Origin of the sequence: Pseudomonas simiae, from assembly GCF_900111895.1 — a bacterium.
GTDB classification, from domain to species: Bacteria; Pseudomonadota; Gammaproteobacteria; order Pseudomonadales; family Pseudomonadaceae; genus Aquipseudomonas; species Aquipseudomonas simiae.
In genome coordinates this window covers 554,657-580,842 of sequence record NZ_FOKB01000004.1, presented here as the reverse complement: position 1 = coordinate 580,842, position 26,186 = coordinate 554,657, and the positions used below count along the sequence as shown (strand labels likewise).

Here is a 26,186-nt window from a genome sequence, read left to right as displayed (position 1 = left end):
CTCAGCGCATGTGCAGGATGATCGGGCTGCTGCTCGCCGGGTCGGTGTGCCCGCGCAGCTTGCCCACCGCGTTGGCGTCAACCGCGCCCCCGTTGTTGCCCCAGGTGCTACGCACGTAGCTCAACACCTCGGCGATTTCCGTGTCGGACAGTTGCTCACGGAACGCCGGCATGCGGTAGGCATCCGGCACGCCAGACGCCACCACGCGTTGCGAGCCGTTGAGGGTGATGTTGATCGCCGAGGCGCTTTCCTTCGCCAGCGCCGAGGTGGCCCCGGCGAGGGGGGGCATCCACTCGGGCTGGCCCTTGCCGTCGAGGCCATGGCAGGAGGCGCAGCGGGTTGCGTAAGTGTGGGCGCCGGGGGCGTCTTGCACCGCTGCCACCGCCTGATACTGCCAGGGGGCGCCGTCGCGCTGCGGGTCGCCGGGCAATGACTTGAGATAGCGGGCGATGGCCGCCAGGTCGTCGTCCTGCATGAACTGCGTGGAGTTGTTGAAGGCTTCGGTCATCGAGCCGTAGACCACTGCATGGGCGTTGCGCCCGGTCTTGAGGAACTGCACGATCTGCGGTTCGCTCCAACGGCCCAGCCCGGTGTTGGGGTCCTGGCGCAGGCTGGGTGCGTACCAGCCATCGAGCAGGGCGCCGGCGAGGAACGGCGCGCCGGCTTCGTCCAGGGCTTTTTCGTTGAAGGCCAGGCCGCGTGGCGTGTGGCAACTGCCGCAGTGGCCGGGGCCCTGGACGATGTAGGCGCCGCGGTTCCACAGGGCGTCCTGGTCGGGCTTGGCGGCGTAAGTCGCAGTGGGGGCGAACACGCCATTCCACAGCGCGATGGGCCAGCGCATATTCAGCGGCCAGGGAATATCACTGGGGATATTCGGCTGGTTGGCCGGTTTTATGCCCTGCATGAAAAACGCGTACAGCGCTTTTATGTCGTCATCGCTGAGTTTCACGTAGGACGGGTAGGGCATGGCCGGATACAGCCGGCGGCCGCCCGGTGCTACGCCATGGCGCACCGCACGGTCGAAGTCGGCCAGGCTGTAGGTGCCGATACCCGTGGATTTGTCCGGCGTGATGTTGGTGGCGTGGATCGCCCCCAACGGCGTGGCCATTTCCAGGCCCCCGGCGAACGGTGCCTTGCCCGCCAGACTGTGGCAGGCCACGCAGTCGCTGAGACGGGCAACATACTCGCCACGGCTGACCAGGGCGGGTTCGAAGGTGGCGCCCGCCTGTTCCTGTTCGAACGGCGTAGCCGGTTCACGGGTGACGTACCAGGCCAGCAGGCCTGCGGCGACCAGGCAGGGCAGCGCCAGCCAGCCTGCGGTTCTTGCGAATCGACGGTTGTTCATGGGCGTTTCCTGAAGGTCAGCTGAAAGTGTGTCGGCTCAAGGGCAGGCTGCGCACGCGCTGGCCTGTCAACTGTGCCACCGCATTGGCCACGGCCGGTGCCACGGCTGGCAATGGAGGCTCGCCGATACCGCCCATTTTTTCGCCACTCTCGACCACCCGCACATGCACCCGCGCCATCTGCGCAGGCGCCAGGATCGGGTAAAGGTCGTAGTTGCGCGCCCGGGGCTTGCCGTCCACGTAGACCGCTTCTTCCAATAAGGTCTGGGACAAGCCCAACGCCACGGCGCCGTTGACCTGTGCCTCGACAATCGCCGGGTTGACGATGCTGCCGGGGTCGATGGCCTGCCAGATATCGTGCACTTTGACCTTGCCATTCTCGATCGACACTTCCGCGATCGCCGCAGTGTGGGAACCGAACGGCGAAGCCATTGCCACGCCGCGTGCGCGCCGGGTGCCGTCCTCGGCGGTAAAGGGGCCGCGCTTCCAGCCACCGGAGAGTTCACCCGCTGCTTGCAGCAACGTGGTCAGCCGTGGGTTGTCGCGCAACAGGTGCAGGCGCAGCTCATAGGGATCATGCCCACCCTTGTCCGCCAGTTCGTCGAGGAACGACTCGTAGAAAAAGTCGTTGAGCGAATTGCCCACCGAGCGCCAGTAACCAAGCATCGGTGCGCCTTTGACGTAGATCTGCGCGATGCGTTTGTTGGGGATCGCGTAGGACTTGCCCGACAACCCTTCAACGGCCGTGGGGTCGATCTTATCGCCCTGTTTGCCGGCGAGTGCCTCGGTCGGGCCTTCGGTTGCACTGACCGCTTCGATGGCCACCGGCAGGCCTTTGTCATCCAGCGCGGCACGGAACTTGACCACCGCCAGGGGGCGCAGCACATCGCGCAGGAACTCTTCCTCACGGCTCCAGATCAGCTTGATCGGACGGCCCACCGCCTTGGCCAGTGCAATGGCCTGCGGATAAGGGTTAGCCGAGTCATACAGGAAGTGCCGGCCGAAAAAACCACCGAGTAGCGGCGAGTGCAGGGTGATTTGCGCAGGGTCTAGGCCGGTGCGTTTGGCAATGTCGGCGCGGAACATGTCCGGCGCCTGGTTGGGCAGCCAGATTTCCAGCGTGCCATCGGGGTTGAAGCGCGCCAGGGCCGACGGCGGCTCCAGCTGGGCGTGGTTGAGGTATTGGTTGTGGTAGGTCGCCTCGACCTGGGTCTTGGCGCCTTTCAACGCACCGGCCACGTCACCTTCGTTCTCGTCGTCGCGGGTTGGGCCCTGTTGGGCCGCTAGGAACTCGCGGTGCTTGTCGCTGGAAAAATCCGCCGGCATGACGCGCAGTGTCGAGTCGGCAGCCGCCTCCTGCCAGTCGACCTGGATCGCTTCTACCGCACGCTTGGCGTGCCACCAGCGTTCAGCCACCACGGCCACTGCGCCAGGCAGCACGTGCACCGAATGCACGCCTTTCATGCCTTCGACCTGCGACTGGTTGCGCAGGCTGCCCACGGTCATGCCCAGACGTGGCGCATGCTGGACGGCTGCGTGAAGCATATTGTCGACTTTCAGGTCGATGCTGTAGAGCGCCTTGCCAGTGGATTTGTCGTAGGCGTCCAGGCGCTTGACCGGTTTGCCGATCCAGCGGAATTGGCTCGGGTCGCGCAGGGTGATGCTGGCGGGATCGGGCACTGGCATGTCGAGGGCGCTACTGGCCAGTTCGCCATAACCCAGCGAACGACCGGAAGCCGCGTGCACCACGCGACCAGGCTGGGTAGTCAGTTCGCCAACCGGTACGCCCCATTGTTTGGCGCCCGCCTGCAGCAGCATCGCGCGGGCCAGGGCGCCGAGGCGGCGCATGGTCGGGTAGCTCATGCGCACCGACATGCTGCCGCCGGTGATGCGCAGGCCGTTTTCCATCACCACATAGGCTTCGCCGGGCGGGGCGGCTTCGACGATGAACGTCGCGGGGTCGGCATCCAGTTCTTCACCGACAATCTGCGCCATGGCGGTGTGCGTGCCTTGCCCGCCTTCCATGAAGGGGCTGAGCAGGCGCACCGTGCCGTCCGGACGAATCTCCAGGAACGCCGGCACCTGGGTGCCGCGTTCAGCCGCGGTGGCGGCTTGCACCCGACCCGAGCCCAGTGGCAGGCCAAAACCAATCACCAGCGCACCCACGGCCGTACTCGCCAGAAAGCGGCGGCGCGAAAGGTTTACCGGCGCGTCGAGCAGTTCGTTGATGAGGTTCATCAGACGCCCCCCTGCTTGGCCAGGTCGTCGACAGCCGCATGGATGGCGTTATACGTGCCGCAACGGCACAGGTTGATCATCGCCGCGTCGATCTGCGCCTTGCTGGGCGCCGGCGTGTGCTTGAGCAGCGCAGTGGCCGCCATCACTTGCCCGGACTGGCAGTAGCCGCATTGCGCCACCTGATGCTCGACCCAGGTCGCGACCACACGCTTGCCCACTTCATCGGTTTCAATCGCTTCGATGGTGGTGATTTCTCGTCCGACCACCCCGGCCACCGGGGTGACGCAGGAGCGCACCACGTTGCCATCCACCAGTACCGAACACGCGCCGCACTGGGCCAGGCCACAGCCATACTTGGTGCCAGTCAGGCCCAGGTCATCGCGGATCACCCACAGCAATGGCGTGTCCGCGTCGGCATCGACCTGATAGGCCTTTTGGTTGATTCGTAATTCCATGGCTCACCTGCTGATCGACGGTAGGTGCGGCCTGTTTTAGTCATGAACGCAGTGGCCGCTTATTGTCGAACTCTAGACCAGCGCGCAAGGGCTATCTATCCATTAGTCGATAAGTCGGAGGATCAGGCAAGTATTCAACAGGATTGTGCGACTACGATTCAGCGGTTGGGCGCACGAAGTCTTCCTCGAAGTGCTCATGCTCACCCCGCGTATCACCCTGGCGCCGCAGCACCTCCATTTGCCGCAGTTCCACCCGCCGAATCTTCCCGGATATGGTCTTGGGCAGCTCGGTGACGAACTCGATGCGTCGCACCCGCTTGTACGGCGCCAAATGCTCACGGGCGAAGGCCAGAATATGTTGGGCCAACGCCGCGCTGCCGGGTTCGTCATGGGCCAGGATCAGGAATGCCTTGGGCACCGCCAGGCGCAACGGGTCGGGGCTCGGCACCACGGCGACTTCCATGACGGCCGGGTGTTCGATCAAGGCGCTTTCCAGTTCGAATGGGCTGATGCGGTAGTCGGAGGCCTTGAACACATCGTCGGCGCGACCGACGAAGGTGATGTAGCCGTCGGCGTCGATCTGCGCGGTGTCGCCGGTGCGGTAGTAGCCGTCACGCATGACCTCGGCGGTTTTCTCCGGGCTGTCCTCGTAGCAGAGCATCAGGCCGAGCGGGCGCACGTCCAGGGGCAGGGCGACTTCGCCTTCGTTGCCGGGAATGCCATCCGGGTCGAGCAGGGCCACCTGGTAGCCCGGCAACGGGCGCCCCATGGAACCGGGCTTGAGCAACTGGCCGGGCGTGTTGCCTACCAGGGCAGTGGTTTCCGATTGGCCGAAACCATCACGTAACGGCAAGCCCCAGGCCTGTTGGATCTGCTCGATGATTTCCGGGTTCAGCGGCTCACCCGCGCCCACCAGCTCGCGCAGGCTCAGGCGCGGTCTGTAGCTGGCCAGGTCTTCCTGGATCAGCATGCGCCACACCGTCGGCGGCGCGCACAGGCTGGTTACGCCGTAGCGTTCCAAGGCACTGAGCAAGGCCGGCGCGCTGAATCGCGCGACGTTATGGATAAAGATGCACGCACCGGCATTCCACGGTGCGAACAGGCAACTCCAGGCATGCTTGGCCCAGCCTGGCGATGAGATATTCAGGTGCAGGTCGCCCGGTTGCAGGCCGATCCAGTACATGGTCGACAAGTGCCCGACCGGATAGCTCTGGTGGCTGTGCAGCACCATTTTCGGCTTGGAGGTGGTGCCGGAAGTGAAGTACAGCAGCATTGGGTCGGTGGCCAGGGTGCGGCCTTGCGCCTCAAACTGTTCGGGGTATTCAAAAGCCGCGTTGTGCGCGACCCAGCCGGCAGGCGCCGAACCCACGCAGATACGGCTGCAACCCTGAGCCAGGCCGGCGAACTTGTGCACATGCGCTTCGCCGACCACCACGTGGCGAACCTGGCCACGTTCGATACGGTCGCGCAGGTCATCGGGGTTCAGCAACGCCGTGGCGGGAATGACCACGGCGCCGAGCTTGAATGCAGCCAGCATGGTGTCCCACAGCGCGACATCGTTGCCGAGCATCAGCAGCACACGATCACCCCGGTTTACACCGAGGGCGCGTAGGTGGTTGGCCACCTGATTGGAGCGCGCAGCCAGTTGCTGGAAACTGTAACGCTGCTCGCTGCCGTCCTCCTCGACGATCCACAGCGCATCGGCCGGATTGCCTTCGGCCATCGCATCGAAATAGTCCAGGGCCCAGTTGAATTCGCCCAGTTGCGGCCAACGGAAATCCCGTACGGCTGTGGCGTAATCGGTGCGGTGAGCGAGCAGAAAATCCCGAGCGGCCAGGAAGGGCTGGGTCATGGTGGCTGTCCTTAATTATTGTTGTGGGACTCCCCCCCGGCTGAACCGAGAGGCTGGACCGAGTATAGGCACGCATAAATCAGAGCAGAACGCTCAAAAACACCGGTACGTTGTGCAAAAAAGTCATGGGTGTCGAACCGCAAAGCGGCGTGATTGACGATAAAGACGTAAAAGTCCAATATGGAATTATAAGTACAAAGTTAACGGCTTCGTTTCTTTCTTCAGGTCTGCCAAACCAACAACAACTTGCGAGAACACCACCATGAAGAAGCGCTCCCTTATCACCGTCCTGGCCCTGGGCCTGCTTGCGTCCAGCCACGCGATGGCCGCCGAGAAAACCCTGCGCATCGGCATCGAGGCGGCTTACCCGCCATTCGCGTCCAAGACCGAGGAAGGCAAGATCGTTGGCTTTGACTACGATATCGGCAATGCGCTGTGCGCGCAGATGAAGGTCAAGTGCGTGTGGGTAGAAGGTGAGTTCGACGGTCTGATTCCTTCCCTCAAGGTGAAGAAAATCGACATGGCCTTGTCGTCCATGACCATCAACGAAGACCGCAAGAAGTCGGTGGACTTCACCCACAAGTACTACTTCACGTCATCGCGCCTGGTGATGAAGGAGGGCGCCGTGGTGGATGACCAATATGCCAGCCTCAAGGGCAAGACGATCGGCGTGCAGCGCGCCACCACCACCGACCGTTATGCCACCGAGGTGTTCGAGCCCAAGGGCATCAACGTCAAGCGCTACAGCAATAATGAAGAGATCTACATGGACCTGGCAGCCGGTCGCCTCGATGCGATCTTTGCCGACACCATTCCCCTGAACGACTTCCTGCAGATGCCACGCGGCAAGGGCTATGCGTTTGTCGGCCCGGAACTCAAGGACCCGAAATACGTGGGCGAGGGTGCAGGGATCGCGGTGCGCAAGGGCAATACGGAGTTGGTCGGCCAGTTGAATGCGGCCATCGATGGCATTCGCGCCAGTGGCGAGTACCAGAAGATTTCGCAGCAGTACTTCAAATCCGACATCTACGGCGATTGATGACCTTTGTAGGAGCGAGCAAGCTCGCTCCTACAGGGGTAAATCCATCAGCCCTTCAACTCTTTCAGGTGTTTGTAGACCGTCGCCCGTCCCATGCCCAGCACATTGGCCACATAGTTCGACGCGCTCTTGCCCTTGAATGCCCCTTCGGCATGCAGGGCCAGAACCAGCTCGCGCTTGTGGTCACGGGTCAGCAGGTTCAGGCTCAACTGGCGCTCACGCATCCACGCATGCAGGAAGGTATTGATGCGCTCCTGCCAGTCATCGCGAAACAGCGAGTCTGGTTGCGGGATCAGTTTGCTCGGTGACAGAAACAGGTCCAGCGCCGCCTTGGCGTTTTCAAACAATGAAATATTCAGGTTGATGCACAGTACCGCCAGTCGACGGCCTTTGTGGTCATGCAGCACGGTACTCAGGCTGCGGATTTTCTGACCGTCCCAGTTGAGCTTTTCGTACGGGCCGATGTTTACATCGCTGACATCGTCGCTGAGCATGTCCTCCAGCGCCGAATCATCGCCTATGCTGCGCTTGGACAAGTTGTTGGCGATGTAATCGACTTTTTGCGAGCGCAGGTCATGCAACACCGCTTCGGCGTGGGGGAAAAACAGGGTAGCGATGGCGTCGGCCATCGCACGGAAGTTCTGCATGACCTTGTCTTGTTCAGCGGTGTTCATCAATGGGGCTCCAGGCGGGCAGGGGAGAGCATACCAGCGTCGAGGCCGAACCGCGTCAGTGCCTCCGGCAGCGGGGCGCCGCGCACCAGTGCCGCACTGGCCTGGCCCATGGCCGGCGAGGTCTGAATGCCATAACCCCCTTGCGCCGCCACCCAAAACAGGCCCGCTACCTTTGGGTCAAAACCTGAGAGCAGATCACCGTCGTGCACAAAGCTGCGCAGGCCGGCCCAGGTTCGCGTCGGACGGCGGATGGTCAGGGTGGTGGCTTCCTCGATCTGGTAGATGCCCATGGCGATGTCCAGTTCTTCGGGCTGGATGTCCTGGGGTTCGACCGGGTCGGCATTGGCCGGTGAGCCAAGGAACATGCCGGCGTCGGGTTTCATGTAGAAGGATTCGTCCAGCGCCACCAGCATTGGCCAGTGGTGGCTGTCGACCCCTTCGGGGCCGGCGAAGATCAGCGCCGAGCGCCGCTTGGGCTGCAAGCCGATGGACGCGGCCCCGGCGAGCCCGCCGATGTGGTCGGCCCAGGCGCCGGCGGCGTTGATGATGACGGGCGCGGTGCAGGTCGCGTCCTGGGTCTGTACCTGCCAGATGCCGTCGGCGTCGCGGCTCAAACCGAGCACATGACTGTCGGTGCGTACCTCGCCGCCGTTGCGGCGGATGCCACGCAGGTAGCCCTGGTGCAGAGCGTCGGTGTCGATGTCGCTGGCGGTGGGGTCATACAACGCGCCGTGGACTTTTTCGCGGCGCAGGATCGGCAGTCTCGCACAGGCTTCGTCGGCGCTGAGCAGTTCGACCTGCGGCACGGTGGCCTTGGCGCTCAGGTACTGGTCGTTCAACTCCACCGCATCGCCAATGAAATCCACCGTTATTTCGCCCCTTGGCGTGAGTAACGGATGTTCGCAAAAACCAGGTGGCGGGTTATCGAAAAACTCACGGCTGGCCAGGGTCAGCGCCCGCACCTGCGGGGTGCCATAGGCGGCGGTGTACAGCGCCGCCGAACGCCCGGTGGAGTGATAGGCCGGGTGGCTTTCGCGCTCCAGCACCAGCACTTTGCCGTGCTGCGACAACCAGAACCCCGTGGACGCGCCGGCAATGCCGCCGCCGATGATGATGAAGTCTGCGTGGCTCATAGCTGTCTCCAGAGGGCGTTGGCCAGTGCGATGTCTTCCAGGCCCAGGCCGATGGAGCGGAAAAACACAGGGCTGTCGTAGGTCGGGCGCTGTACCTGTTCGCTGAGCAATTCGGGCAGGTCACCGGCCACTGCGCGCGGATCCCAACCGTATTGTTCGGCTGCGATTAACATTTCACCGGCCGAGCCAGGGGTGGTCCGGCGATAGTCGCAAAATACCTGCATTGTGTTGAGGCGTTGCGGCGGCACTTCATGGGCGCGTGGGGCGTTGGTGCTGATCGACGTGATCAGTGCCGGCTTGGTCAACCGCGCCGGGTCGAGCACCGGTCCGGCCGACGACGTACACAGCAGGATCACATCGGCGTCTTCCACCGCCGTCTCGCAACTGCTGGCGATGACCACGCGTGGGTCCAGGCCTTTGAGTTGCGCGATGGTATCGGTGGATGCGTTGGCCAGGCTGGGTGAAAACACGCTGATGCGCTGCCAATCCCTGAAGCCTTTCACATAATGCAGGTGCGCCTGGGCCACCTTGCCACTGCCGATGATCGCCAAGCGTCGCGCTGATAAAGGCGCTAATGCATCCACTGCCAGGGCTGTGGTGGCGGCCGTGCGGGCGGTGGTCAGTTCGGCTGCATCGCATAGCAGCAACGGTTGGCCGGTCTGCATCGACATCAATAATGTCCAAGCCGTCACCAGCGGGCCTTGTTCACGCACGATATAGGGCGAAGTCTTGACCCCGTACACCCCATCCTCGGCCAGCACGCCCAGGTAGTTGATAAAGTCGCCCGCCGCTTGCGGGAACTCCACGAGCTGCTGCGCCGGCTGCACCGCTTGCCCGGTCGCCAGGTCACGGAACAACTTGCGCAGGATAGACGGCACATCGATTTGGCCGAGCAGCTCGCGGGCCTGGGCCTGATGGATCACGTGGGGTGTGCTGGACATGGGTGTCTCCGCGGGTGAACTTATTTGTCCATTATGGACTTTTAGTTCTGTCGAGCAATATCCCGCGAGAAAAAAGCGCGCGCCTCACTTGCCCCGGTTCCGATTCATCAGACTGCCCGGCACCGCGCCCCGGCGGGCTGGCGCAATCAGTGGGCGTTGTATTGAAACCCGCCGGACAATTTCCCCTTCAAATAGCTGACCAGCGCACTCACCGCTTTCGGCACATGTGGCGAGTACGGCCGGATCAGGTAGATCTCATCGGCAAACGCCCCCTTGAGCGTCCAGCCCTTGAGCACCTGCACCAATTTGCCGCTGGACAGGGCAGCGTGGGCGCTGAAATCCGGCAGCAGGGCGATGCCCAGGTGGTTGAGCGCCGAGTCGCGCAGGGCTTCGCTGTTGTTGGTGGCGAAGCTGCCGGCGATGGGCACGGTGAGGCGTTCGACGTTTTTAGTGCCGCGCTCGAAGGTCCAGGCGGGCTGATCGGTGCCGCGAGGGTAGAACAGGCAGTTATGCGCAGACAGATCGCCAGGTTCGCGGGGTTCTCCGTGACGTTGCAGGTAGTCCTGGCTGGCGACCAGCACCGAGCCGGTGTCGCACAGCTTCCACGCCACATGGGTTTCCGGCACCTGGAAACCGTGGCGGACGGCCAGGTCGTAGCCCTCGGCGGCCAGTGAACTCAGGGCATCCGACACGTCGAGCTGTAGGCGTACCTGCGGGTATTGCTGCAAAAACTCCGACAGATGCGGCACCAGTTGCTGACGGGCAAATGCCACGGGCGCTGTCAGTCGTAGCAGACCGCGAATCTCTCCCACCGAGTCGCGCACCGACGAGAAACTGCGGGCGATCTGTTCATAGGCGCTGCGCACTTCGCGGGTCAACGAAAGCCCCGCATCGGTCAGCCTTACACTGCGTGTAGTGCGCGTCACCAGGCGCGTGCCGGTGGCCTTTTCCAAGTCGGAAATACGCTGGCTCACGGCGGACTTGCTCACGCCCAGTCGTGCCGCCGCAGCGGTATAGGTGCCTTGTTCCTCCAGCACCGACAGCCAATGGATATGGGTCCACAGCCCTTCGATCTCGGCCTTTTCCATGATTGTATTGTTCGCATTGGTGGACAATAAGTTCTGGATTCTGCTCTGGTTCGGAACAAAGCGAAAGCCTATCGTGGTCCTCACTGTTACTCACCTGGGATCTACTGCCATGACCACCACCATCGAGCACTACATCAACGACCAGCGCGTGTCCCGCGATGATCGCTATCAGGACGTCTTCAATCCAGCCACCGGCGAAAAGACCGGTCGCGTCGCCCTGGCCAGTCGCCAGACCGTGTCCGAAGCCGTTGCCGCCGCCCAGGCCGCGTTCGCCGGTTGGGCCGACACGCCGCCGATCCGTCGCGCCCGTGTGCTGTTCGAATACCTTCATCTGCTGCGTGAGCGCAAGGACGACCTGGCGCGCATCATCGTCGCCGAGCACGGCAAGGTCTTCACCGACGCCCAGGGCGAAGTCGACCGTGGCATCGACATTCTCGAATTCGCCTGCGGTATCCCCAACCTGCTCAAGGGTGAGCATTCCGACCAGGTTTCCCGCGGCATGGACAATTGGACAATGCGCCAGCCTCTGGGCGTGGTCGCCGGCGTCACGCCGTTCAACTTCCCGGTGATGGTGCCAATGTGGATGTACCCGATCGCTATTGCGGCGGGCAACACGTTCATCCTCAAGCCAAGCCCGACCGACCCGAGCGCCTCGCTGTTCATGGCCGAGTTGCTGCGTGAAGCCGGTTTGCCCAAAGGCGTGTTCAACGTGGTGCAGGGCGACAAGGAGTCTGTGGACGCGCTGATCGAACACCCGGACGTCAAGGCGGTGAGCTTTGTCGGCTCCACGCCGATTGCCCAGTACATCTACGAAACCGGCGCCCGCAACGGCAAGCGCGTGCAAGGCTTGGGTGGCGCGAAAAACCACATGGTGGTGATGCCGGACGCCGATATCGAAAAAACCGTCGACGCCCTGATGGGTGCCGCCTACGGCAGTGCTGGCGAGCGTTGCATGGCCATCTCCGTAGCGGTGCTGGTGGGCGATGTGGGCGACAAAGTCATCGCCGCCCTGACCGAGCGTGCCAAGCACCTGCGCATCACCGACGGCCGTGATTTGAAGGCCGAGATGGGCCCGATCGTGTCCCGCGCGGCGCTGGAACGCATCAGCGGCTACATCGAACAAGGCGTACAAGCCGGCGCGCAATTGCTGCTCGACGGGCGTGACTATGTACCCACCGAACCGGGCCTGGAAAATGGCTTCTGGCTGGGGGCGACGTTGTTCGACCATGTGACTGAAGAGATGAGCATTTACCGCGAAGAAATTTTCGGCCCGGTTCTGGCGTGTGTGCGCGTGAATGACTTCGCCGAAGCGATCAAACTGGTCAACGCTCACGAATTCGGTAACGGTGTGAGTTGCTTCACCCGCGACGGCAACATCGCGCGTGAATTTGCACGGCGGATTGAAGTGGGCATGGTCGGCATCAACGTACCGATTCCGGTGCCGATGGCGTGGCACGGGTTTGGCGGCTGGAAGAAGAGCCTGTTTGGCGACATGCACGCGTATGGCACTGAAGGTGTGCGGTTCTATACCAAGCAGAAGTCGATCATGCAGCGCTGGTCGGAGAGCATCGAGCAGGGCGCCGAGTTTGCGATGCCGGTGTCCAAGTAATTTAAGTACACCTTAGGTCCAATGGGGGAGCGGGATTGTCCGCGATAGCACAGTGTCAGATCAGCAGGTCTGGCAGGGATACAGCGCTATCGCAGGCAAGCCCGCTCGCACATTTTTTCGCGTTCAGGCCGTGGCTTGTGTGGGGTTCAAGCGCTCGATAGAGCGTTCCACCGTGGTGTTGGCAATCTCCAGCCAATGCCACACCCCCGCAATCCAACGCCGTCGCTGCGGTTCATCGCCGACCCGCCCGCGTGCTCACATCCACCCAAACCGCCAGTACCAGAATGCTGCCCTTCACAATCATCTGCCAATAGCTGTCCACGTCCAGCATCGACATGCCATTGTCCAGGCTGGTGATCACCAAGGCCCCGAGCAATGCGCCATACACCGTACCCGAACCACCGCGCATTGACGTACCGCCAATAAAACATGCTGCAATCGCATCCAGCTCACCCATATTCCCCGCCGACGGTGAGCCGGCAGCCAGGCGAGCCGTGTTGACCAACCCGGCCAGGGCACACATCACGCCCATGATGCCGAAGATCCACAGTTTCACCGCCTGTACGTTGATGCCCGACAGGCGCGTGGCTTCCATATTGCTGCCCACCGCGTACACGCGACGGCCGAATACGGTCTGGCTGGTGACGTAGCTGAATACGCCCAATAAAACCAGCAGAAGCAAGACCGGGACGGGAATCCCGTCGTAGCTGTTGAGCGTCGTGACAAACCCCGCCAGTACGGCGCCGATCACCGCCACCCGCACCAGGTCACGTACCAGCGAGTGCGCCGCCAACCCATGCAGCGCGCGATTGCGCCGCTGCTTCCAGGTCAGGAAAACGGTCAGTGCAAACAACAGCACGCCCAGCCCGATCCCCACCGAATGCGGCAGGTAACCCTGGCCCACGTACACCAGCGAAGGCGACACCGGCGCGATGGTGGTGCCGCCGGTGATCCCCAGCAGAATACCGCGAAACGCCAGCATCCCGCCCAAGCCGACAATGAACGAAGGGATGCGCAAATAGGCGGTCATGTACCCATTGGCCAGCCCGATCATCAACCCGCACAACGCCACCAGGCTCAAGTTGGCCAGCAATGGAATGTGATAAACCACATCCAGGATCGCCGCCAGCCCACCCAGCAACCCGAGCAACGAGCCCACCGACAAATCGATCTCGCCGCTGATGATCACCAGCACCATGCCGCACGCCAATATCCCGGTGATCGACATTTGCCTCAGCAAGTTGGACAGGTTGCGCGGGGTGAGGAAACCGCCCTCGGTCTGCCAGCTGAAAAACACCCAGATCACCGCCACGGCGATGACCAGGGCGAGCATTTTGTAGCGGGTAAAAAGGTGTTTGACCTGATTCATCTACACGGTCTTCCGATCATTATTGTTGTGTTGGCTGAGCGCAGCGGCGAGCACTTGTTCCTGGGTGAGCCCCTCGTTGATGAAGTCACCGCGCAATTGGCCGTCGCCGATTACCAGCACGCGGTCGGAAACGCCGAGCACTTCGGCCAGCTCCGAGGACACCATGATGATCGCCACGCCTTCGGCCGCCAGCGCGCCCATCAACTTGTAGATCTCATATTTGGCACCCACGTCCACGCCCCGTGTGGGCTCGTCGAGGATCAGCACCTTGGGCTTGGCCATCAGCATTTTCGCCAGCACGGCCTTTTGCTGGTTGCCACCGGACAGGCTGGTGATCGGCAGGAACGGGCTGGCGGTCTTGAGGTGCATGCGCGCGATCTGCTGGTCGATGCTGCCCAGTTCGGCTTCGGCATCGATGCGGGTTCGGTGCGCATAGCTGTCGAGCACCGTCAGGGTGATGTTCTGGCCCACGCCCAGGTCGGGAATGATGCCTTGGCGCTTGCGATCCTCGGGCACCATGCATAACCCGGCGCGGATCGATTTGAGCGGCGTGCGTGTGTCGATCACCTGGCCGTCCAGCCACACCTCGGCGCTGTAGCGGCCGGGATAGGCGCCGAACAGCGCCGACACCAGTTCCGTGCGCCCGGCGCCCACCAACCCGGCGATGCCGAGGATTTCCCCACGCTTGAGCACAAAGGACACATCGTCCACGCGCTTGCGCTTGGGGTTGTCGACATCATGGCAGGTGACGTTGCGCGCCTCGAAAATCACCTCGCCCACCGCATGGGGCTCGGTGGGGTAGAGGTTGCTCATCTCGCGGCCGACCATCTGGGTGATGATCTTCGCGATGTCCATATCGGCCATGGCGGTGGTCGCGATGTGCTTGCCGTCGCGGATCACCGCAATGGTGTCGCACACTGCCGCCACTTCATCGAGCTTGTGGGAGATGTACACGCAGGCCACGCCCTTGGCCTTGAGGCCACGGATGATATCGAGCAGCACCTCGATTTCCGAACGGGTCAGGGCCGAGGACGGCTCGTCGAGAATCAACAGTCGCGCCTGCTTGTTCAGGGCCTTGGCGATTTCCACCAGTTGCTGGTAGCCGCCGCCGTACTGCGACACGGGCAGCGCCACGTTCATGTCCGGCACCTTGAGCTCGCGCATCAGCGCTTCGGCGCGGTGGAACATCGCCGGGTAGTTCATGCGCCCACCCGGCAAGGTCAGTTCGTGGCCCATGAAGATGTTTTCAGCCACCGACAGGTCGGGCACCAGGGTCAGTTCCTGGTGGATGATCACGATGCCGGCGGCCTCGGTTTCGCTGATGGACTGGGCCTTGAGCGGCTGCCCGTCCCAAAGGATTTCACCTTCCCAGGTGCCGTACGGGTAGACCGCCGACAGCACCTTCATCAAGGTGGACTTGCCGGCACCGTTCTCGCCACACAGGCCAACGCATTCCCCTGGCCGCACCCTGATATCGATACCGTTCAGCGCGTTGACACCGCCAAAGCTTTTGACGATGCCGTTCATTTGCAGCAGGTAGTCGGACATGGCGGTCACTGCCCGGCAATCTGCTCTTTGGTGTAGAACCCGTCTTTCTCCAACAGATCGATATTGGCCTTGGTCAGCGGGGTAGGGGTGAGCAGGATGGTGTCGACCTTTTTGCTGCCGTTGTCGTATTGCGAGTTGTAGGTGGGTTTCTCATTGCGCGCCAGCTGCACCGAAAGCTTGGCGGCTTCCGAGGCGATCAGCTTGAGCGGCTTGTACACGGTCATGGTCTGGGTGCCGTCGATGACGCGCTTGATCGCGGCCAGGTCGGCGTCTTGCCCGGAGATCGGCACCTTGCCCGCCAGTTTCTGTGCGGCCAGGGCCTGGATCGCGCCGCCGGCGGTGGCGTCGTTGGAGGCGACGATGGCGTCGATCTTGTTGTTGTTCCGAGTCAGGGCGTTTTCGACGATGCTCAGGGCTTCGGTGGGGTTCCATTCCTTGACCCACTGCTGGCCGACGACCTTGATGTCGCCCTTGTCGATGGCCGGTTGCAGCACCTTCATCTGGCCTTCGCGCAGGACCTTGGCGTTGTTGTCGGTAGGCGCGCCGCCGAGCAGGAAGTAGTTACCCTTGGGCGCCGCTTGCAACACGCCGCTGGCCTGCATTTCGCCGACTTTTTCGTTATCGAAGGAGATGTAGGCGTCGATGTCCGCGTTGAGAATCAGGCGATCATAGGACACCACCTTGATCCCGGCCTTCTTGGCTTCGGCGACGGCGTTGGTGAGCACGGTGGCGTTGAACGGCACGATGACAATCACGTCGACGCCACGTGAGATCAGGTTTTCAATCTGCGAGATCTGTTTCTGTTCGTTGGCATCGGCCGATTGCACGAAGACCTTGGCGTCGAGTTTTTCCGCGGCGGCGACGAAGTAGTCACGGTCGCGGGACCAGCGCTCCAGACGCAGGTCATCGATGGAGAAACCGATCTTCGGGTGGGCGGAATCGGCCATCGCCGGCAGGGCGAGCAGGGCCAGGGCCGTGGCGATAAGTGTGCGTTTGAATGACTTCATGGTAGTGCGTCCTTTTATTGTTGTTGGAAAGACACAGCGTGATGCGGGTAAGACTGTAGAGCGTCCCTCGACGCTCTGTGCAGAGATTTGTCGCGCAAATGTCACCGGTAGATAAAGCGATTCACCACGCCTTCAAGCATCTCCTGGCGACCACTCACCGCCTGCGGGTCCAGTTCGTGGGCAAATGCATGTTCGGCCAGTGATTCCAGGCTGAACTCACCGGCCAGCACGGCCTGGCCCAGCGGTTGCTGCCAACCGGCGTACCGTTGGTCCTTGAATTGCTGCAACCGATCGTTCTCGACCATCGCTGCCGCGCGTTCCAGTGCCAAAGCCAGTACATCCATGGCCGCCACATGCCCGTGGAACAGGTCCACATCGTCCAGGCTCTGGCGGCGTACCTTGGAGTCGAAGTTGTAGCCGCCATTTTTGAAGCCCCCGGCCTTGAGGATTTCATAGGTGGCCAGGGTCATTTCCTCGACGCTGTTGGGGAACTGGTCGGTGTCCCAGCCGTTCTGCGGGTCGCCTCGGTTGGCGTCGATGCTGCCGAAGATCCCCAGGGACACGGCGGTGGCAATCTCATGATGAAAGCTGTGCCCGGCCAGGGTTGCGTGGTTGGCCTCAATGTTCACCTTGATCTCATGTTCCAGGCCGTACTCATGCAGGAAGCCGAACACCGTGGCGCTGTCGTAATCGTATTGGTGCTTGGTGGGTTCCTGGGGCTTGGGCTCGATCAGCAGGTCGCCCTTGAAGCCGATCTTGTGCTTGTGCTCCACCACCATGCGCATGAAGCGCCCGAGCTGTTCGCGTTCGCGCTTGAGGTCGGTGTTGAGCAGCGTTTCATAACCCTCGCGGCCGCCCCACAACACATAGTTGGAACCCTTGAGGCGCAGGGTGGCGTTCATTGCACTGAACACCTGGGCGGCGGCGTAGGCAAACACTTCCGGGTCCGGGTTGCTGGCGGCGCCGGCGGCAAAGCGCGGGTTGCTGAAGCAATTGGCGGTGCCCCACAGCAGCTTGATGCCGGTGTGTTCCTGATGGCGTTCCAGGTGGTCGACCATCTGTGCGAAGTGGTGGCGATACTCCTTGAGCGAGCTGCCTTCGGGGGCGACGTCCGTGTCGTGAAAGCTGTAGTAGTCGATGCCCAGCTTGGAGAAAAACTCGAAAGCGGCGTCTGCCTTGCCGATGGCCAGTTCCATCGGGTCGCCACTGCGCTGCCAGGGCCGCTTGAACGTGCCCACGCCAAACATATCCGCCCCAGGCCAGACGAAGGTGTGCCAGTAACAGGCCGCCATGCGCAGATGTTCGCGCATGGGCTTGCCGAGGATGAGCTTGTTGGCATCGTAATGGCGAAAGGCGAGGGGGGCATCGCTGCTGGGGCCTTCGAAGCGAACCTTCTCGACACCGGGGAAGTACGGCATGGCGTTTTCCTTATTGTTCTTGGCGGTGACTCGATACTAACAACGGCGCTGCGCCTGCCGATTACGAAAATCATCAAGAGATGGTGCGATTTTGCGTGACAGGGGCTAGTCTGTTTTGACCGGCTTCAGGATAAAAACAATGAAAACCCTACCGCCCGTGCACCGCATTGCCCTGCTGTTCAACGGCAGCAAAATCTACGACCGTGGCATTATCGCCGGCATCGGCAATTACCTGAGCAGTACCCGCGCGTCCTGGGACTTGTTCCTCGAAGAGGACTTCCTGTGCCGCCTCAAAGGCATCGAGCGCTGGCAGGGCGACGGCATCATTGCTGACTTTGATGACCCGCTGATTGGCGAGGCGCTGGCCGGGAGCAAGCTGCCCGTGGTGGCGGTGGGGGGTTCCTACGAGGATGTGCGTGCCTATCCCAAAGGCATGCCCTACGTGGCCACGGACAACTACGCCTTGATCAAGCTGGCCTATGAACATTTGATCGAGGCCGGCCTGACGCGGTTTGCCTGTTTCAGCCTGCCCGAAGCCCAGGCCAATCGCTGGGCCCAGGAGCGCGAAAAAGCCTTTCGCCGCCTGCTGCAACGGGACGGATTGCAGGTCGAGGTCTATCGCGGGCTGGGCACCAGCGCACCGCTGTGGGACAGCGCCGTCGAACAGCAAATCGCCTGGTTGCACAGCCTCCCCAAGCCTATTGGCATTATCGCGGTCACTGACGCCCGCGCCCGGCAGTTGCTGCAAGCATGTCTCACGGCCGGCATTGCCGTGCCGGAGGAAGTGGCGCTGATCGGTATCGACAATGATCCGCTGACTCGGACGCTCACGCGGGTGCCGTTGAGTTCGGTTATTCAGGGCACCGAAACCATGGGCCGCACGGCCGCCGCGCTGTTACACCAGATGTTGCACGGCAAGCCGTGCAGAGGTGAGCAGATCCTGGTGCCGCCGGATGCGATTAATGTGCAGGCTTCAAGCTTGCATCAACCCTTGGGTAATCCGTACGTGATGCAGGCGCTGTTGTTTATCCGGCAGTACGCCTGCCAGGGGATCAAGACCGCTCAGGTGGCGGGATATGTGGGGGTATCGCGTTCATCGCTGGAGACACATTTTCGCAAGGCGCGTGGCTGCAGTGTGCATGACGAGATCCTGCGCTTCAAACTCGCCGCTGCCGCCAAGGGCCTGCAGAACCAGGCCCTGGCGATTGCCGATATTGCCCAGGCCTGCGGCTTCAAATCGGCGCAGTATCTGCACACGGTGTTCCGCCGCGAGTTTGGGTGTACGCCACGCGAGTATCAGCAGAGTGAGGCCTAGAACACGGCCTTGACTTGCAAGCCCAGCACCAGCGCGTTGTCGATGTTTTCGCCCGAGAATGCCCCCGGCTCGATGATGTACTGCACATCCGGGCGCAAGGTCAGCCAAGGCGTGGCCTGGTAGCCGTAGCTGAGTTCGATCAGCTGTTCGGCATTATTCAGGTTGGGGTAGTCGTTCCCGGCGTTGAGCGCGGCCAGTTCCTGCACCTCGCGGCTGCGCGGGTTGGGCACGGCGCGACCATAACCCAGGGCCAGGGTGTCACGCGGCCGGCCTTCGAACGGTTTGTACAACACCACGCCCGCGCCATACCACTTGCTGAACGGCGAGGCCGCTTCGCTGGCGGCGGAGTATTGGCCGAAGGCGTGCAGCACGCGGCCGGCGGAGGACTCCGAGGCCCATACGGCCTGATCAATCAACAGGTAGTGACCACCGCGACCGCTGACCACCTTGTTGCTGCCGATGCGTTTCACGTCGGAACTGTCGTAGTAATAGCCCAGCTTGTATTCGCCCGGCAGGCTGCCCGCGTGTTTGTACACCAACTCGATCGGCACCACGGTGCCGGTGGTGTGCTTGGGCCCCAGGTGCCAGGCGCGGCTGGAGTTGCCATTGCTTTGCGGGTCGACGTTGAACGCGGCGACGCGCAGTTGCCAGTTGGGGGCAAAGTCGTATTTCACCCGCGCACCCAGGTGCGCATTCGGGTAGTTGGTCCAGCCGCTGCCGCCGGACATGTTCAGCGGATGCCCGCAGAAACCGGCGTTCATGAAGTTGCACAGAATCCCGCTGTCCAGGCCGCCGAGGTCGTTGCCCATGGCCATGTAGCCGAGCTTGACGTTCAGCGCCGGAGTAAAGAGCGTGCGCTCGTAACTCAGCTCGGTCAGGCGAGTGTACAGGCCGCCGTAGTTTTCCTGAATCGGCAGGCGGTTGCCCACCAGGTCCTCGGAAGCGCTATTGCCACGACGGTCGTTGAGGGTGACCTGGATGCGGTCGCCATTGTTGAAACCGTAGAGCTTGCCCAGGTCGAACTGCACGCCGAGCTTGAGGTTCTGCGAGTAGCGCGCCGAGCGGTGTTGGCCGCCGTGGGCGTTGTAGGCGGTTTCGCCACTGTAGTCGCCGGTAAAGCGGATGCCTTGCGCGTCGAGCTCATGGCGCAGGCCACCCCAGTCGCCGGTCAGGGTGGTGTCATCGGCTTGCACGGGCAGGGCGGCACCCAGGGCAAGGCCCAGCAACAGGCGCCCAAGGGGAATGTGAGAAGTGGGGGTCATGCGGGTTCTTCCAAACAGAAGGCGCGGTGCCGGGGGAGGCACCGCGCGAAGAGGGGGTTATGGCAGGGCGTAGGCGATCACGTAGTCGCCACGGTCGGTGGACTGGCGTGCGCCACCGGCAGTGATCACGATGTATTGCTTGCCGGTTTTCGGCGACACGTAAGTCATCGGGCCACCCTGGCTGCCCACGGGCAGGCGGGCTTTCCAGACTTCATCACCGTTGCCGCTGTTGAAGGCGCGCAGGTAGAAGTCCTGGGTGCCGGCGATAAAGATCAAGCCGCCCTGGGTCGACAGGGTGCCGCCGAGGGTTGGCAGGCCGATCTTGATCGGCAGGTGCATGCGGATGCCCAGGGGGCCGGTGTCTTCAACGGTACCGACCGGTACTTGCCAGGCGACCTTTTGCGTCTTCATGTCGATCGCGGTCAGGGTGCCGAACGGTGGCGCCTGGCACGGAATGCCGGCCACCGACAAGAAGCGGTTCTTGTTCACCGCATAGGGCGTACCCTTGAGTGGCACGGCGCCCATACCGGTGTTCAGCGCTTCGCCACCGGACGAGGCCTGGGCCTTGTTTTGCGACGGCACCATCTGGATCCACAGGCCCAGGCGCATGTCGTTGACGAAGATAAACCCATGCACCGGGTCGGTGGAAATGCTGCCCCAGTTCATGCCGCCCAGCGAACCCGGGAAGCTCAGGGATTTATCAGTGCCTGGCGCGGTGTACAGGCCTTCGTAGCGCATGCCTTTGAAGTCGATGCGGCACAGCAGCTGGTCAAACGGCGTGGCACCCCACATGTCCGATTCGGTCAGGGTCTGTGCGCCGATCTGCGGCATGCCGACCGATTTTGGCTGGGTGGGCGAGTAGGGTTCGTTAGGGATGTTGGCGGCCTTGACCGGGACTTCCTGCACGTCGGTCAACGGCTTGCCAGTGGCCCGGTCGAGCACGTAGATCTGCCCGGCCTTGGTGCCGATCACTACCGCTGGCACCGCTTTGTCGCTGCCCGGCGGGGTGAAGTCGATCAGGCTCGGCTGCATCGGCAGGTCGAAGTCCCACAGGTCATTGTGGACGGTCTGGTACACCCATTTTTCCGCACCGGTGGAGGCGTCCAGCGCCAGTACCGAAGCGCCGTATTTGTGGTTGAGCTGGGTGCGTTCCACGCCGTAGATGTCGGTGGACGAACTGCCCATCGGCAAGAACACGGTGTTCATCAGCGGGTCATAGGACATCGGCGCCCAGCTGTTTGGGGTGCTGCGCACGTAGGTGCTGCCGTCGGCGGGCGCCTGCTTGTCTTCCGGGTTGCCTGGGTCGAAGGCCCAGCGCATCTGGCCGCTGATCACGTCGAAGCCACGGATCACACCGCCGGGCATGTCGGTCTGGACGTTGTCGGCCACGCGACCGCCCACCACCACGGTGGTGCCGGCGATCAGTGGCGCGGAGGACAGCTGATAGTAGCTGTCCGGTACGTTCCCCAGGCCGGCTTTCAGATCCACCTGGCCGTGGGTGCCGAAGTCTTCGCAGAACTTGCCGGTGTCGGCATCCACGGCGATCAGGCGTGCATCGATGGTGTTGGTCAGCAGGCGACGCTGGCACTGCGCACCGGCGGGAACGCTGGCGGGCATGATCGGCGAACTGTTGGGCTGGGTCGGCTGGGCAATCGGCGCGGTGGCGTCGAAGTAGGCCATGCCACGGCAACGCTGCCACACCGCCGATTTGGCGTTGACTTCGTTCTTCCACAGCTCTTTGCCGGTATCGGCGTCAAGGGCGATCAGGTTGTTGTGCGGCGTGCAGATGAACACTTTGTTGCCGATCTGCAGGGGCGTCAGTTGGTCTTCGGCGCCGTTGCCGTCGCTGATGGCCACGTCGCCGGTGTGATAGGTCCACGCCACCTTGAGCTTGTTGACCGTGTCGCGGTTGATCTGGTCCAGCGCGGCGAAGCGGCTGCCCCCTTCGGTATTGCCGTAGTGCGCCCAGTCTTTCTGTGCGTCGCCCGCAGCCACCGGGGTGATGCCTGGGCCGGCACCGGTCGGCGCCACGCTTGGGTGGGCGACGAACATATTGCCTGCCGCCACTGCAACGCCCGCCGCCAGTACGGCCGCCACGGCATAGGCGCCGCGCGCAGGCTTATTGACGAGCAGCGGGTAGACCAGCGCCACCACCATACCGATGGCCGCAAACATGAAGAGTCGCGAGAACAGCGGCCAGAACACCAGGCCCACATCCGCCACCGCCCAGATGGCCGTGCCGATCAGAAAGGCTGCGAACACCCATGCGCCGGCAGGCTTGCGGCAGGCGATCAAAAGCCCGGCGATTGCCATGATTGCGCCGCCGATCAGGAAGTACCAGGAACCTCCCAGGCTGACCAGTTTGACGCCGCCAATGGCCAGCGCGAGGCCGAGCAGGGCGATGATAACGCCCAAGCCCAGCAATAATAATCTAGAGACGCCAGCGGCGCGCGATGCTCGTTTCATGTCGAAAGGACTCGAATGTGAGAGGGCAAAGACGCGATTTTAGCAAGATAAGTAACTGGTTAGTACATTATAGTCCTGCAATAGACTATTACAGGTACTGCGATGATGACGTGTGGCTAAATGTCGCCCAGGGCGCAATGCAAGTGTGGTGAGCGGAGCAAGCCCGCTCACCAATGTGATGCGCTGAATGGGAGCAGGTTTCGCGCCCGATCAGAACTTAAAGCGACCTACCAATCCTTTGAGCTGGCCCGAAATGTCCGTCAACCGACCTGACCCGGTCTGCGCCGAGTGGGCAAAACCTTCGACCAGTTGCGCGTCGGCATGGATCTGCGCGATGTGCCGGTTGATCTCTTCGGCCACTTGGTGCTGCTCTTCGGCGGCCGTGGCGATCTGGGTGTTCTGGTCGCGGATCGAGTCCACCGAGCCGCGGATCTTGTCGAAGCTGTCGCGTGCCTGCTGGATACGTTCCACGCTGGTGTGAGACACCAGCAGGCTGCCTTGCATCTGCTGCGTCACCTCCTGGGTGCGGCGGGCGAGGTTGCCGAGCAGGCTGTCGATTTCGCCGGTGGAGTCGGCGGTGCGACGGGCGAGGGCGCGGACTTCGTCGGCGACCACCGCAAAACCTCGGCCTTGGTCGCCGGCGCGCGCCGCCTCGATCGCCGCGTTGAGCGCCAGCAGGTTGGTCTGCTCGGCAATCGAGCGGATGGTGTCGAGGATGGTGTTGATGTTTTTGCTGTCCTGCTCCAACTGCTGCATGGTCTGGGTCGAGCGTTGCAGGTCTTCACTGAGTTTGAGCACGCTGCCGGTGGCTTCGCCGATGTGCTGCTGGCCGTCGTGCACGTCGCGGTAGCCTTCGTCGGCACTGGTGGCGGCGGCGCTGCAGGAACGCGCGACTTCGTTGGCGGTGGCCACCATTTCGTTGAACGCGGTGCTTACCAGTTCTACGGCTTCGCGTTGGCGACCGGCCGCCTGGTTCATGTTGTGAGCCACTTCGCGGGTGTCGGCGGCGGCGCTCTGCAGGTCGGACGAGGCGTTGCCGATGCGTTGCACCAACTGGGCGATCATGCTCAGGAACTGGTTGAACCAGCCGGCCAGGCTGGCGGTTTCGTCCTTGCCTTGCACCTTGAGCTGGCGCGTCAGGTCGCCTTCACCTTCGGCGATCTCTTGCAGGCCGTCGGCTACGCCACGGATCGGGCGCACGATAACGCTGGCAAAGCTGGCACCGACTATTGCGAACACCAATGCCAATACCGCTGCAATGGCTGCAATCAACCAAGTCAGGCGCGTGGCGCCGGCCATCACTTCGTCGCGCTTGATCAGGCCGATAAAGCGCCAGCCCAAGTCTTTGGAGCTAACCATATTGGCCATGTACGCCACGCCATCAATCTCGATCTGGGTCACGCCGTCGCCGCGTTTAGCCAGTTCGGCATAGTTCGGGCCCAGGTCGGCCAGGGGCTTGAAGTTGTGCTTGGCATCGCTGGGGTCCACCAGCACGTTGCCGTTGCCTTCCACCAGCATCAGGTAGCCGCTGTCGCCCAGCTTGATGTTGCGTACCAGTTCGGTGAGCTGCTTGAGCGACACGTCCAGGCCGACCACGCCGAGGATATTCCCGGTGGCGTCGGCGACGGTGTGTACGGTGCCGATCAGCGTCACATCATCCGGCGCCCAATAATAGGCACCGGTGCGCACGGTTTTACCCGGCGCGGCGATGGCCGCCTGATACCAGGGGCGCACGCGCGGATCGTAGTTGTTGAGTTTGGTGTCGTCGGGCCAACTGGCGTAGCCGCCGTCTTTCAAACCCAGGGACAGGTAGGCAGTGCTGGGATGGCTCTTGGCGAACTGGTCGAAGATCTCCAGCAGCTCTTTATTCGTGGGGGTTAGCGGGATTTGTGCGGCGTCGGCGCCGGCGTAGCTCTTGAGGTCCTTGGCCGCGACAACGCGCGGGTCCTTGGCCACATAGTCGACGTTCTGGCTGATGCCATCGAAGAACTGCTTCATGCCGTTGTCGATCTGGCGGATCTCGCGGCCACTGCTGTCGAGGAAATTGGCCTGGGCCCCCTCGCGCAGATTCAACACGACCAGCACGGCCACCAGGATAACCGGCACGCACGCGATGGCGGCAAATGCCCAGGTCAGCTTTTGCTTGATATTCATGACTTCACCCGCGGGTATTTATAATTTTGGCAAGGAGAAAACAGTAGCGTCGAGCGTCGCATGTGTTGTTATGAGGGGGGTGTGGCCCATGCGTACTCCCTGTATATCGACTGAGGGAGCACGCACTTGAGGCCGAAGGGAGGGTTTAACCGATGCGCTCGCCACCCAGCGCATCACGCTGCATCGACTGCAGGTTTTTCTCGATGGTTTCGCAGATGGTGTCCATCTGGATCTGGTGTTCGCTGGAGTTGAACGGGCTTTGCAGGTCGGTGCCGATGCGCTCGATGGCCAGCAGCATGAAGCCCACCACCGTCGAGGCCAGCGGGGTGAACCAACCCAGGGACTCCACCAGGCCCACCGGTACGATCAGGCAGAACAGCGAGATAAACAGGCGCGGGAAATACACGTAAGGGTAGGGTAGCGGTGTGTTGGCGATCCGTTCCATGCCGCCCTGGGCGTTGGACAAATCCACTAGGGTCGACTCCAGCCGTGCCAGGCGAATGCTGTCGAGGTGACCGACCTTGTACTCCCGTGCCAGCAACGCCGCTGAACCGGTGAGGATATCGTTGGCAAAGTTGTTGGTGGCGCCGTTACGCGCAAACTCATCGCCGGGGATAAACGCGCGGACTTCTTCAGGGCACGGTTGGCCCTTGAGGTGCGCGGCCAGGCAATTCACATAGGCCACATGGCGACGCAGCAGGGTGGCCTTGACCGGGTTCACTTCGTCGTCGGGATCGTCCAGCAGGGTCAGTACCTGGCGTGCAAAACTGCGCGAGTTGTTGACCATCGCGCCCCACAGGGTACGGGCTTCCCACCAGCGGTTGTAGGCGCTGCTGTTACGAAAACTGATCAGCACCACCAGCGCCGAACCCAGCAGGGTCAGGGGCATCAGCGGCAGATTGATCTTGTAGGTGAGGAACAACATGAAGTCCACAGTGACGGCGACGTCCCACAACAACAGCCAGAACAGCGCCCAGCCCACGTAGCCCATGGTCTTAATGATCAGGCGGTACTTTTTGATGATGGCGGCTTTCAAACGAGGACCTCGCGAGCGGTAAGCAACAGTGCCTTAGCTCGGACGCGGGTTCACGGCAAAGGTTCGCCTGGCACCTGAATCGTTTAAGTGCCACACGTGTCGATCTCTTCCTGGCGCAGGACCTCAAGCGCTGCCAGCACGGCATGCGCTTGTCCAATGACGTTGCCCGCCATTACTTCATGGTCGTCTATTCATGATGGTTTCTCATTCGGGCGAGTACGTTGTTTTTATCGATGGCA

At 62.3% G+C, this 26,186-nt stretch carries 19 protein-coding genes and 1 pseudogene; 3 read left to right on the top strand and 17 right to left on the bottom strand.

Going from position 1 to position 26,186, the window contains the following annotated elements; all coding sequences use genetic code 11:
- Window position 1 precedes the first annotated feature (1 nt).
- The 4 genes from BMZ57_RS16030 to BMZ57_RS16015 form a co-directional block, all read right to left on the bottom strand.
- Complete coding sequence (locus BMZ57_RS16030) at window positions 2–1,345, bottom strand: c-type cytochrome (protein ID WP_010211245.1); 1,344 nt, start codon at window positions 1,343–1,345, stop codon at window positions 2–4.
- 16 nt (window positions 1,346–1,361) lie between these two features.
- Window positions 1,362–3,581: a xanthine dehydrogenase family protein molybdopterin-binding subunit gene (locus BMZ57_RS16025; RefSeq protein WP_021493357.1), complete on the bottom strand. Its 2,220-nt coding sequence runs from the start codon at window positions 3,579–3,581 to the stop codon at window positions 1,362–1,364.
- The gene (locus BMZ57_RS16020) at window positions 3,581–4,036 is read right to left on the bottom strand and encodes a (2Fe-2S)-binding protein (RefSeq protein WP_010211243.1); all 456 of its coding nucleotides are present in this window, start codon (window positions 4,034–4,036) and stop codon (window positions 3,581–3,583) included. Before BMZ57_RS16020 ends, BMZ57_RS16025 begins: the two co-directional genes overlap by 1 nt.
- A 151-nt stretch (window positions 4,037–4,187) precedes the next feature.
- On the bottom strand, window positions 4,188–5,888 hold the full coding sequence (locus BMZ57_RS16015; RefSeq protein ID WP_010211242.1) for an AMP-binding protein: 1,701 nt from the start codon (window positions 5,886–5,888) through the stop codon (window positions 4,188–4,190).
- 262 nt (window positions 5,889–6,150) lie between these two features.
- On the opposite strand from BMZ57_RS16015, the gene BMZ57_RS16010 reads away from it, so the two are divergent.
- Complete coding sequence (locus tag BMZ57_RS16010) at window positions 6,151–6,927, top strand: ABC transporter substrate-binding protein (RefSeq protein ID WP_010211241.1); 777 nt, start codon at window positions 6,151–6,153, stop codon at window positions 6,925–6,927.
- Between the two features lie 47 nt (window positions 6,928–6,974).
- On the opposite strand, the gene BMZ57_RS16005 is transcribed toward BMZ57_RS16010, so the two are convergent.
- From BMZ57_RS16005 to BMZ57_RS15990, 4 genes are all read right to left on the bottom strand, one after another.
- Window positions 6,975–7,601: a helix-turn-helix transcriptional regulator gene (locus tag BMZ57_RS16005; protein ID WP_010211240.1), complete on the bottom strand. Its 627-nt coding sequence runs from the start codon at window positions 7,599–7,601 to the stop codon at window positions 6,975–6,977.
- Window positions 7,601–8,734, bottom strand: a complete 1,134-nt coding sequence (locus BMZ57_RS16000; protein ID WP_010211239.1) for an NAD(P)/FAD-dependent oxidoreductase — start codon at window positions 8,732–8,734, stop codon at window positions 7,601–7,603. Before BMZ57_RS16000 ends, BMZ57_RS16005 begins: the two co-directional genes overlap by 1 nt.
- Window positions 8,731–9,675: an ornithine cyclodeaminase family protein gene (locus BMZ57_RS15995; protein WP_010211238.1), complete on the bottom strand. Its 945-nt coding sequence runs from the start codon at window positions 9,673–9,675 to the stop codon at window positions 8,731–8,733. Before BMZ57_RS15995 ends, BMZ57_RS16000 begins: the two co-directional genes overlap by 4 nt.
- A gap of 146 nt (window positions 9,676–9,821) precedes the next feature.
- Window positions 9,822–10,763 carry a LysR family transcriptional regulator gene (locus tag BMZ57_RS15990; protein WP_010211237.1) on the bottom strand — a complete coding sequence of 314 codons (942 nt, stop codon included), beginning with the start codon at window positions 10,761–10,763 and terminating at the stop codon, window positions 9,822–9,824.
- Window positions 10,764–10,872: 109 nt separating this feature from the next.
- On the opposite strand from BMZ57_RS15990, the gene BMZ57_RS15985 reads away from it, so the two are divergent.
- The gene (locus tag BMZ57_RS15985) at window positions 10,873–12,372 is read left to right on the top strand and encodes a CoA-acylating methylmalonate-semialdehyde dehydrogenase (protein ID WP_010211236.1); all 1,500 of its coding nucleotides are present in this window, start codon (window positions 10,873–10,875) and stop codon (window positions 12,370–12,372) included.
- Between the two features lie 232 nt (window positions 12,373–12,604).
- Here the strand turns inward: BMZ57_RS15985 and BMZ57_RS15980 are convergent, their stop codons facing one another.
- The 4 genes from BMZ57_RS15980 to xylA form a co-directional block, all read right to left on the bottom strand.
- Complete coding sequence (locus BMZ57_RS15980; RefSeq protein ID WP_021493353.1) at window positions 12,605–13,741, bottom strand: sugar ABC transporter permease; 1,137 nt, start codon at window positions 13,739–13,741, stop codon at window positions 12,605–12,607.
- A complete protein-coding gene (gene xylG, locus BMZ57_RS15975; protein WP_175439642.1) occupies window positions 13,742–15,289 on the bottom strand; it encodes a D-xylose ABC transporter ATP-binding protein in 1,548 nt (515 codons plus the stop codon).
- A 5-nt stretch (window positions 15,290–15,294) separates the two neighbouring features.
- Entirely contained in the window at window positions 15,295–16,296 is a 1,002-nt protein-coding gene (gene xylF / locus BMZ57_RS15970) for a D-xylose ABC transporter substrate-binding protein (RefSeq protein WP_069672696.1), read from the bottom strand.
- A gap of 101 nt (window positions 16,297–16,397) precedes the next feature.
- Window positions 16,398–17,714, bottom strand: coding sequence for a xylose isomerase (gene xylA, locus BMZ57_RS15965; protein ID WP_010211232.1), 1,317 nt, complete (start codon window positions 17,712–17,714; stop codon window positions 16,398–16,400).
- 139 nt (window positions 17,715–17,853) lie between these two features.
- Between xylA and BMZ57_RS15960 the strand changes: the two genes are divergently transcribed.
- Window positions 17,854–19,029 (top strand): XylR family transcriptional regulator, encoded by a 1,176-nt coding sequence (locus tag BMZ57_RS15960; RefSeq protein ID WP_010211231.1) that lies wholly within the window; start codon window positions 17,854–17,856, stop codon window positions 19,027–19,029.
- On the opposite strand, the gene BMZ57_RS15955 is transcribed toward BMZ57_RS15960, so the two are convergent.
- From BMZ57_RS15955 to BMZ57_RS15940, 5 genes and pseudogenes are all read right to left on the bottom strand, one after another.
- Window positions 19,026–20,291, bottom strand: coding sequence for a carbohydrate porin (locus BMZ57_RS15955; protein ID WP_069672695.1), 1,266 nt, complete (start codon window positions 20,289–20,291; stop codon window positions 19,026–19,028). The genes BMZ57_RS15960 and BMZ57_RS15955 overlap by 4 nt on opposite strands.
- A gap of 57 nt (window positions 20,292–20,348) precedes the next feature.
- The gene (locus BMZ57_RS15950; protein WP_010211229.1) at window positions 20,349–22,757 is read right to left on the bottom strand and encodes a glucose/quinate/shikimate family membrane-bound PQQ-dependent dehydrogenase; all 2,409 of its coding nucleotides are present in this window, start codon (window positions 22,755–22,757) and stop codon (window positions 20,349–20,351) included.
- A gap of 210 nt (window positions 22,758–22,967) precedes the next feature.
- Complete coding sequence (locus BMZ57_RS30165; RefSeq protein WP_370737454.1) at window positions 22,968–23,735, bottom strand: methyl-accepting chemotaxis protein; 768 nt, start codon at window positions 23,733–23,735, stop codon at window positions 22,968–22,970.
- Between the two features lie 96 nt (window positions 23,736–23,831).
- Window positions 23,832–24,911, bottom strand: a pseudogene (locus BMZ57_RS30160) (cache domain-containing protein); the annotation flags it as partial.
- Window positions 24,912–25,056: 145 nt separating this feature from the next.
- Window positions 25,057–25,947, bottom strand: a complete 891-nt coding sequence (locus BMZ57_RS15940) for a bestrophin family protein (RefSeq protein WP_010211227.1) — start codon at window positions 25,945–25,947, stop codon at window positions 25,057–25,059.
- Window positions 25,948–26,186: the final 239 nt, after the last annotated feature.

Coding starts and splice junctions, on each gene's coding strand:
- BMZ57_RS16000 (WP_010211239.1), bottom strand. CDS start 8,734: ATGAGCCACGCAGACTTCATCATCATCGGCGGCGGCATTGCCGGCGCG.
- BMZ57_RS16020 (WP_010211243.1), bottom strand. CDS start 4,036: ATGGAATTACGAATCAACCAAAAGGCCTATCAGGTCGATGCCGACGCG.
- BMZ57_RS16010 (WP_010211241.1), top strand. CDS start 6,151: ATGAAGAAGCGCTCCCTTATCACCGTCCTGGCCCTGGGCCTGCTTGCG.
- BMZ57_RS16025 (WP_021493357.1), bottom strand. CDS start 3,581: ATGAACCTCATCAACGAACTGCTCGACGCGCCGGTAAACCTTTCGCGC.
- BMZ57_RS15995 (WP_010211238.1), bottom strand. CDS start 9,675: ATGTCCAGCACACCCCACGTGATCCATCAGGCCCAGGCCCGCGAGCTG.
- BMZ57_RS15960 (WP_010211231.1), top strand. CDS start 17,854: ATGAAAACCCTACCGCCCGTGCACCGCATTGCCCTGCTGTTCAACGGC.
- BMZ57_RS15985 (WP_010211236.1), top strand. CDS start 10,873: ATGACCACCACCATCGAGCACTACATCAACGACCAGCGCGTGTCCCGC.
- BMZ57_RS16030 (WP_010211245.1), bottom strand. CDS start 1,345: ATGAACAACCGTCGATTCGCAAGAACCGCAGGCTGGCTGGCGCTGCCC.
- BMZ57_RS16015 (WP_010211242.1), bottom strand. CDS start 5,888: ATGACCCAGCCCTTCCTGGCCGCTCGGGATTTTCTGCTCGCTCACCGC.
- BMZ57_RS15955 (WP_069672695.1), bottom strand. CDS start 20,291: ATGACCCCCACTTCTCACATTCCCCTTGGGCGCCTGTTGCTGGGCCTT.
- BMZ57_RS15950 (WP_010211229.1), bottom strand. CDS start 22,757: ATGAAACGAGCATCGCGCGCCGCTGGCGTCTCTAGATTATTATTGCTG.
- xylG (WP_175439642.1), bottom strand. CDS start 15,289: ATGTCCGACTACCTGCTGCAAATGAACGGCATCGTCAAAAGCTTTGGC.
- xylA (WP_010211232.1), bottom strand. CDS start 17,714: ATGCCGTACTTCCCCGGTGTCGAGAAGGTTCGCTTCGAAGGCCCCAGC.
- xylF (WP_069672696.1), bottom strand. CDS start 16,296: ATGAAGTCATTCAAACGCACACTTATCGCCACGGCCCTGGCCCTGCTC.
- BMZ57_RS15980 (WP_021493353.1), bottom strand. CDS start 13,741: ATGAATCAGGTCAAACACCTTTTTACCCGCTACAAAATGCTCGCCCTG.
- BMZ57_RS16005 (WP_010211240.1), bottom strand. CDS start 7,601: ATGAACACCGCTGAACAAGACAAGGTCATGCAGAACTTCCGTGCGATG.
- BMZ57_RS30165 (WP_370737454.1), bottom strand. CDS start 23,735: ATGAACCAGGCGGCCGGTCGCCAACGCGAAGCCGTAGAACTGGTAAGC.
- BMZ57_RS15990 (WP_010211237.1), bottom strand. CDS start 10,763: ATGGAAAAGGCCGAGATCGAAGGGCTGTGGACCCATATCCATTGGCTG.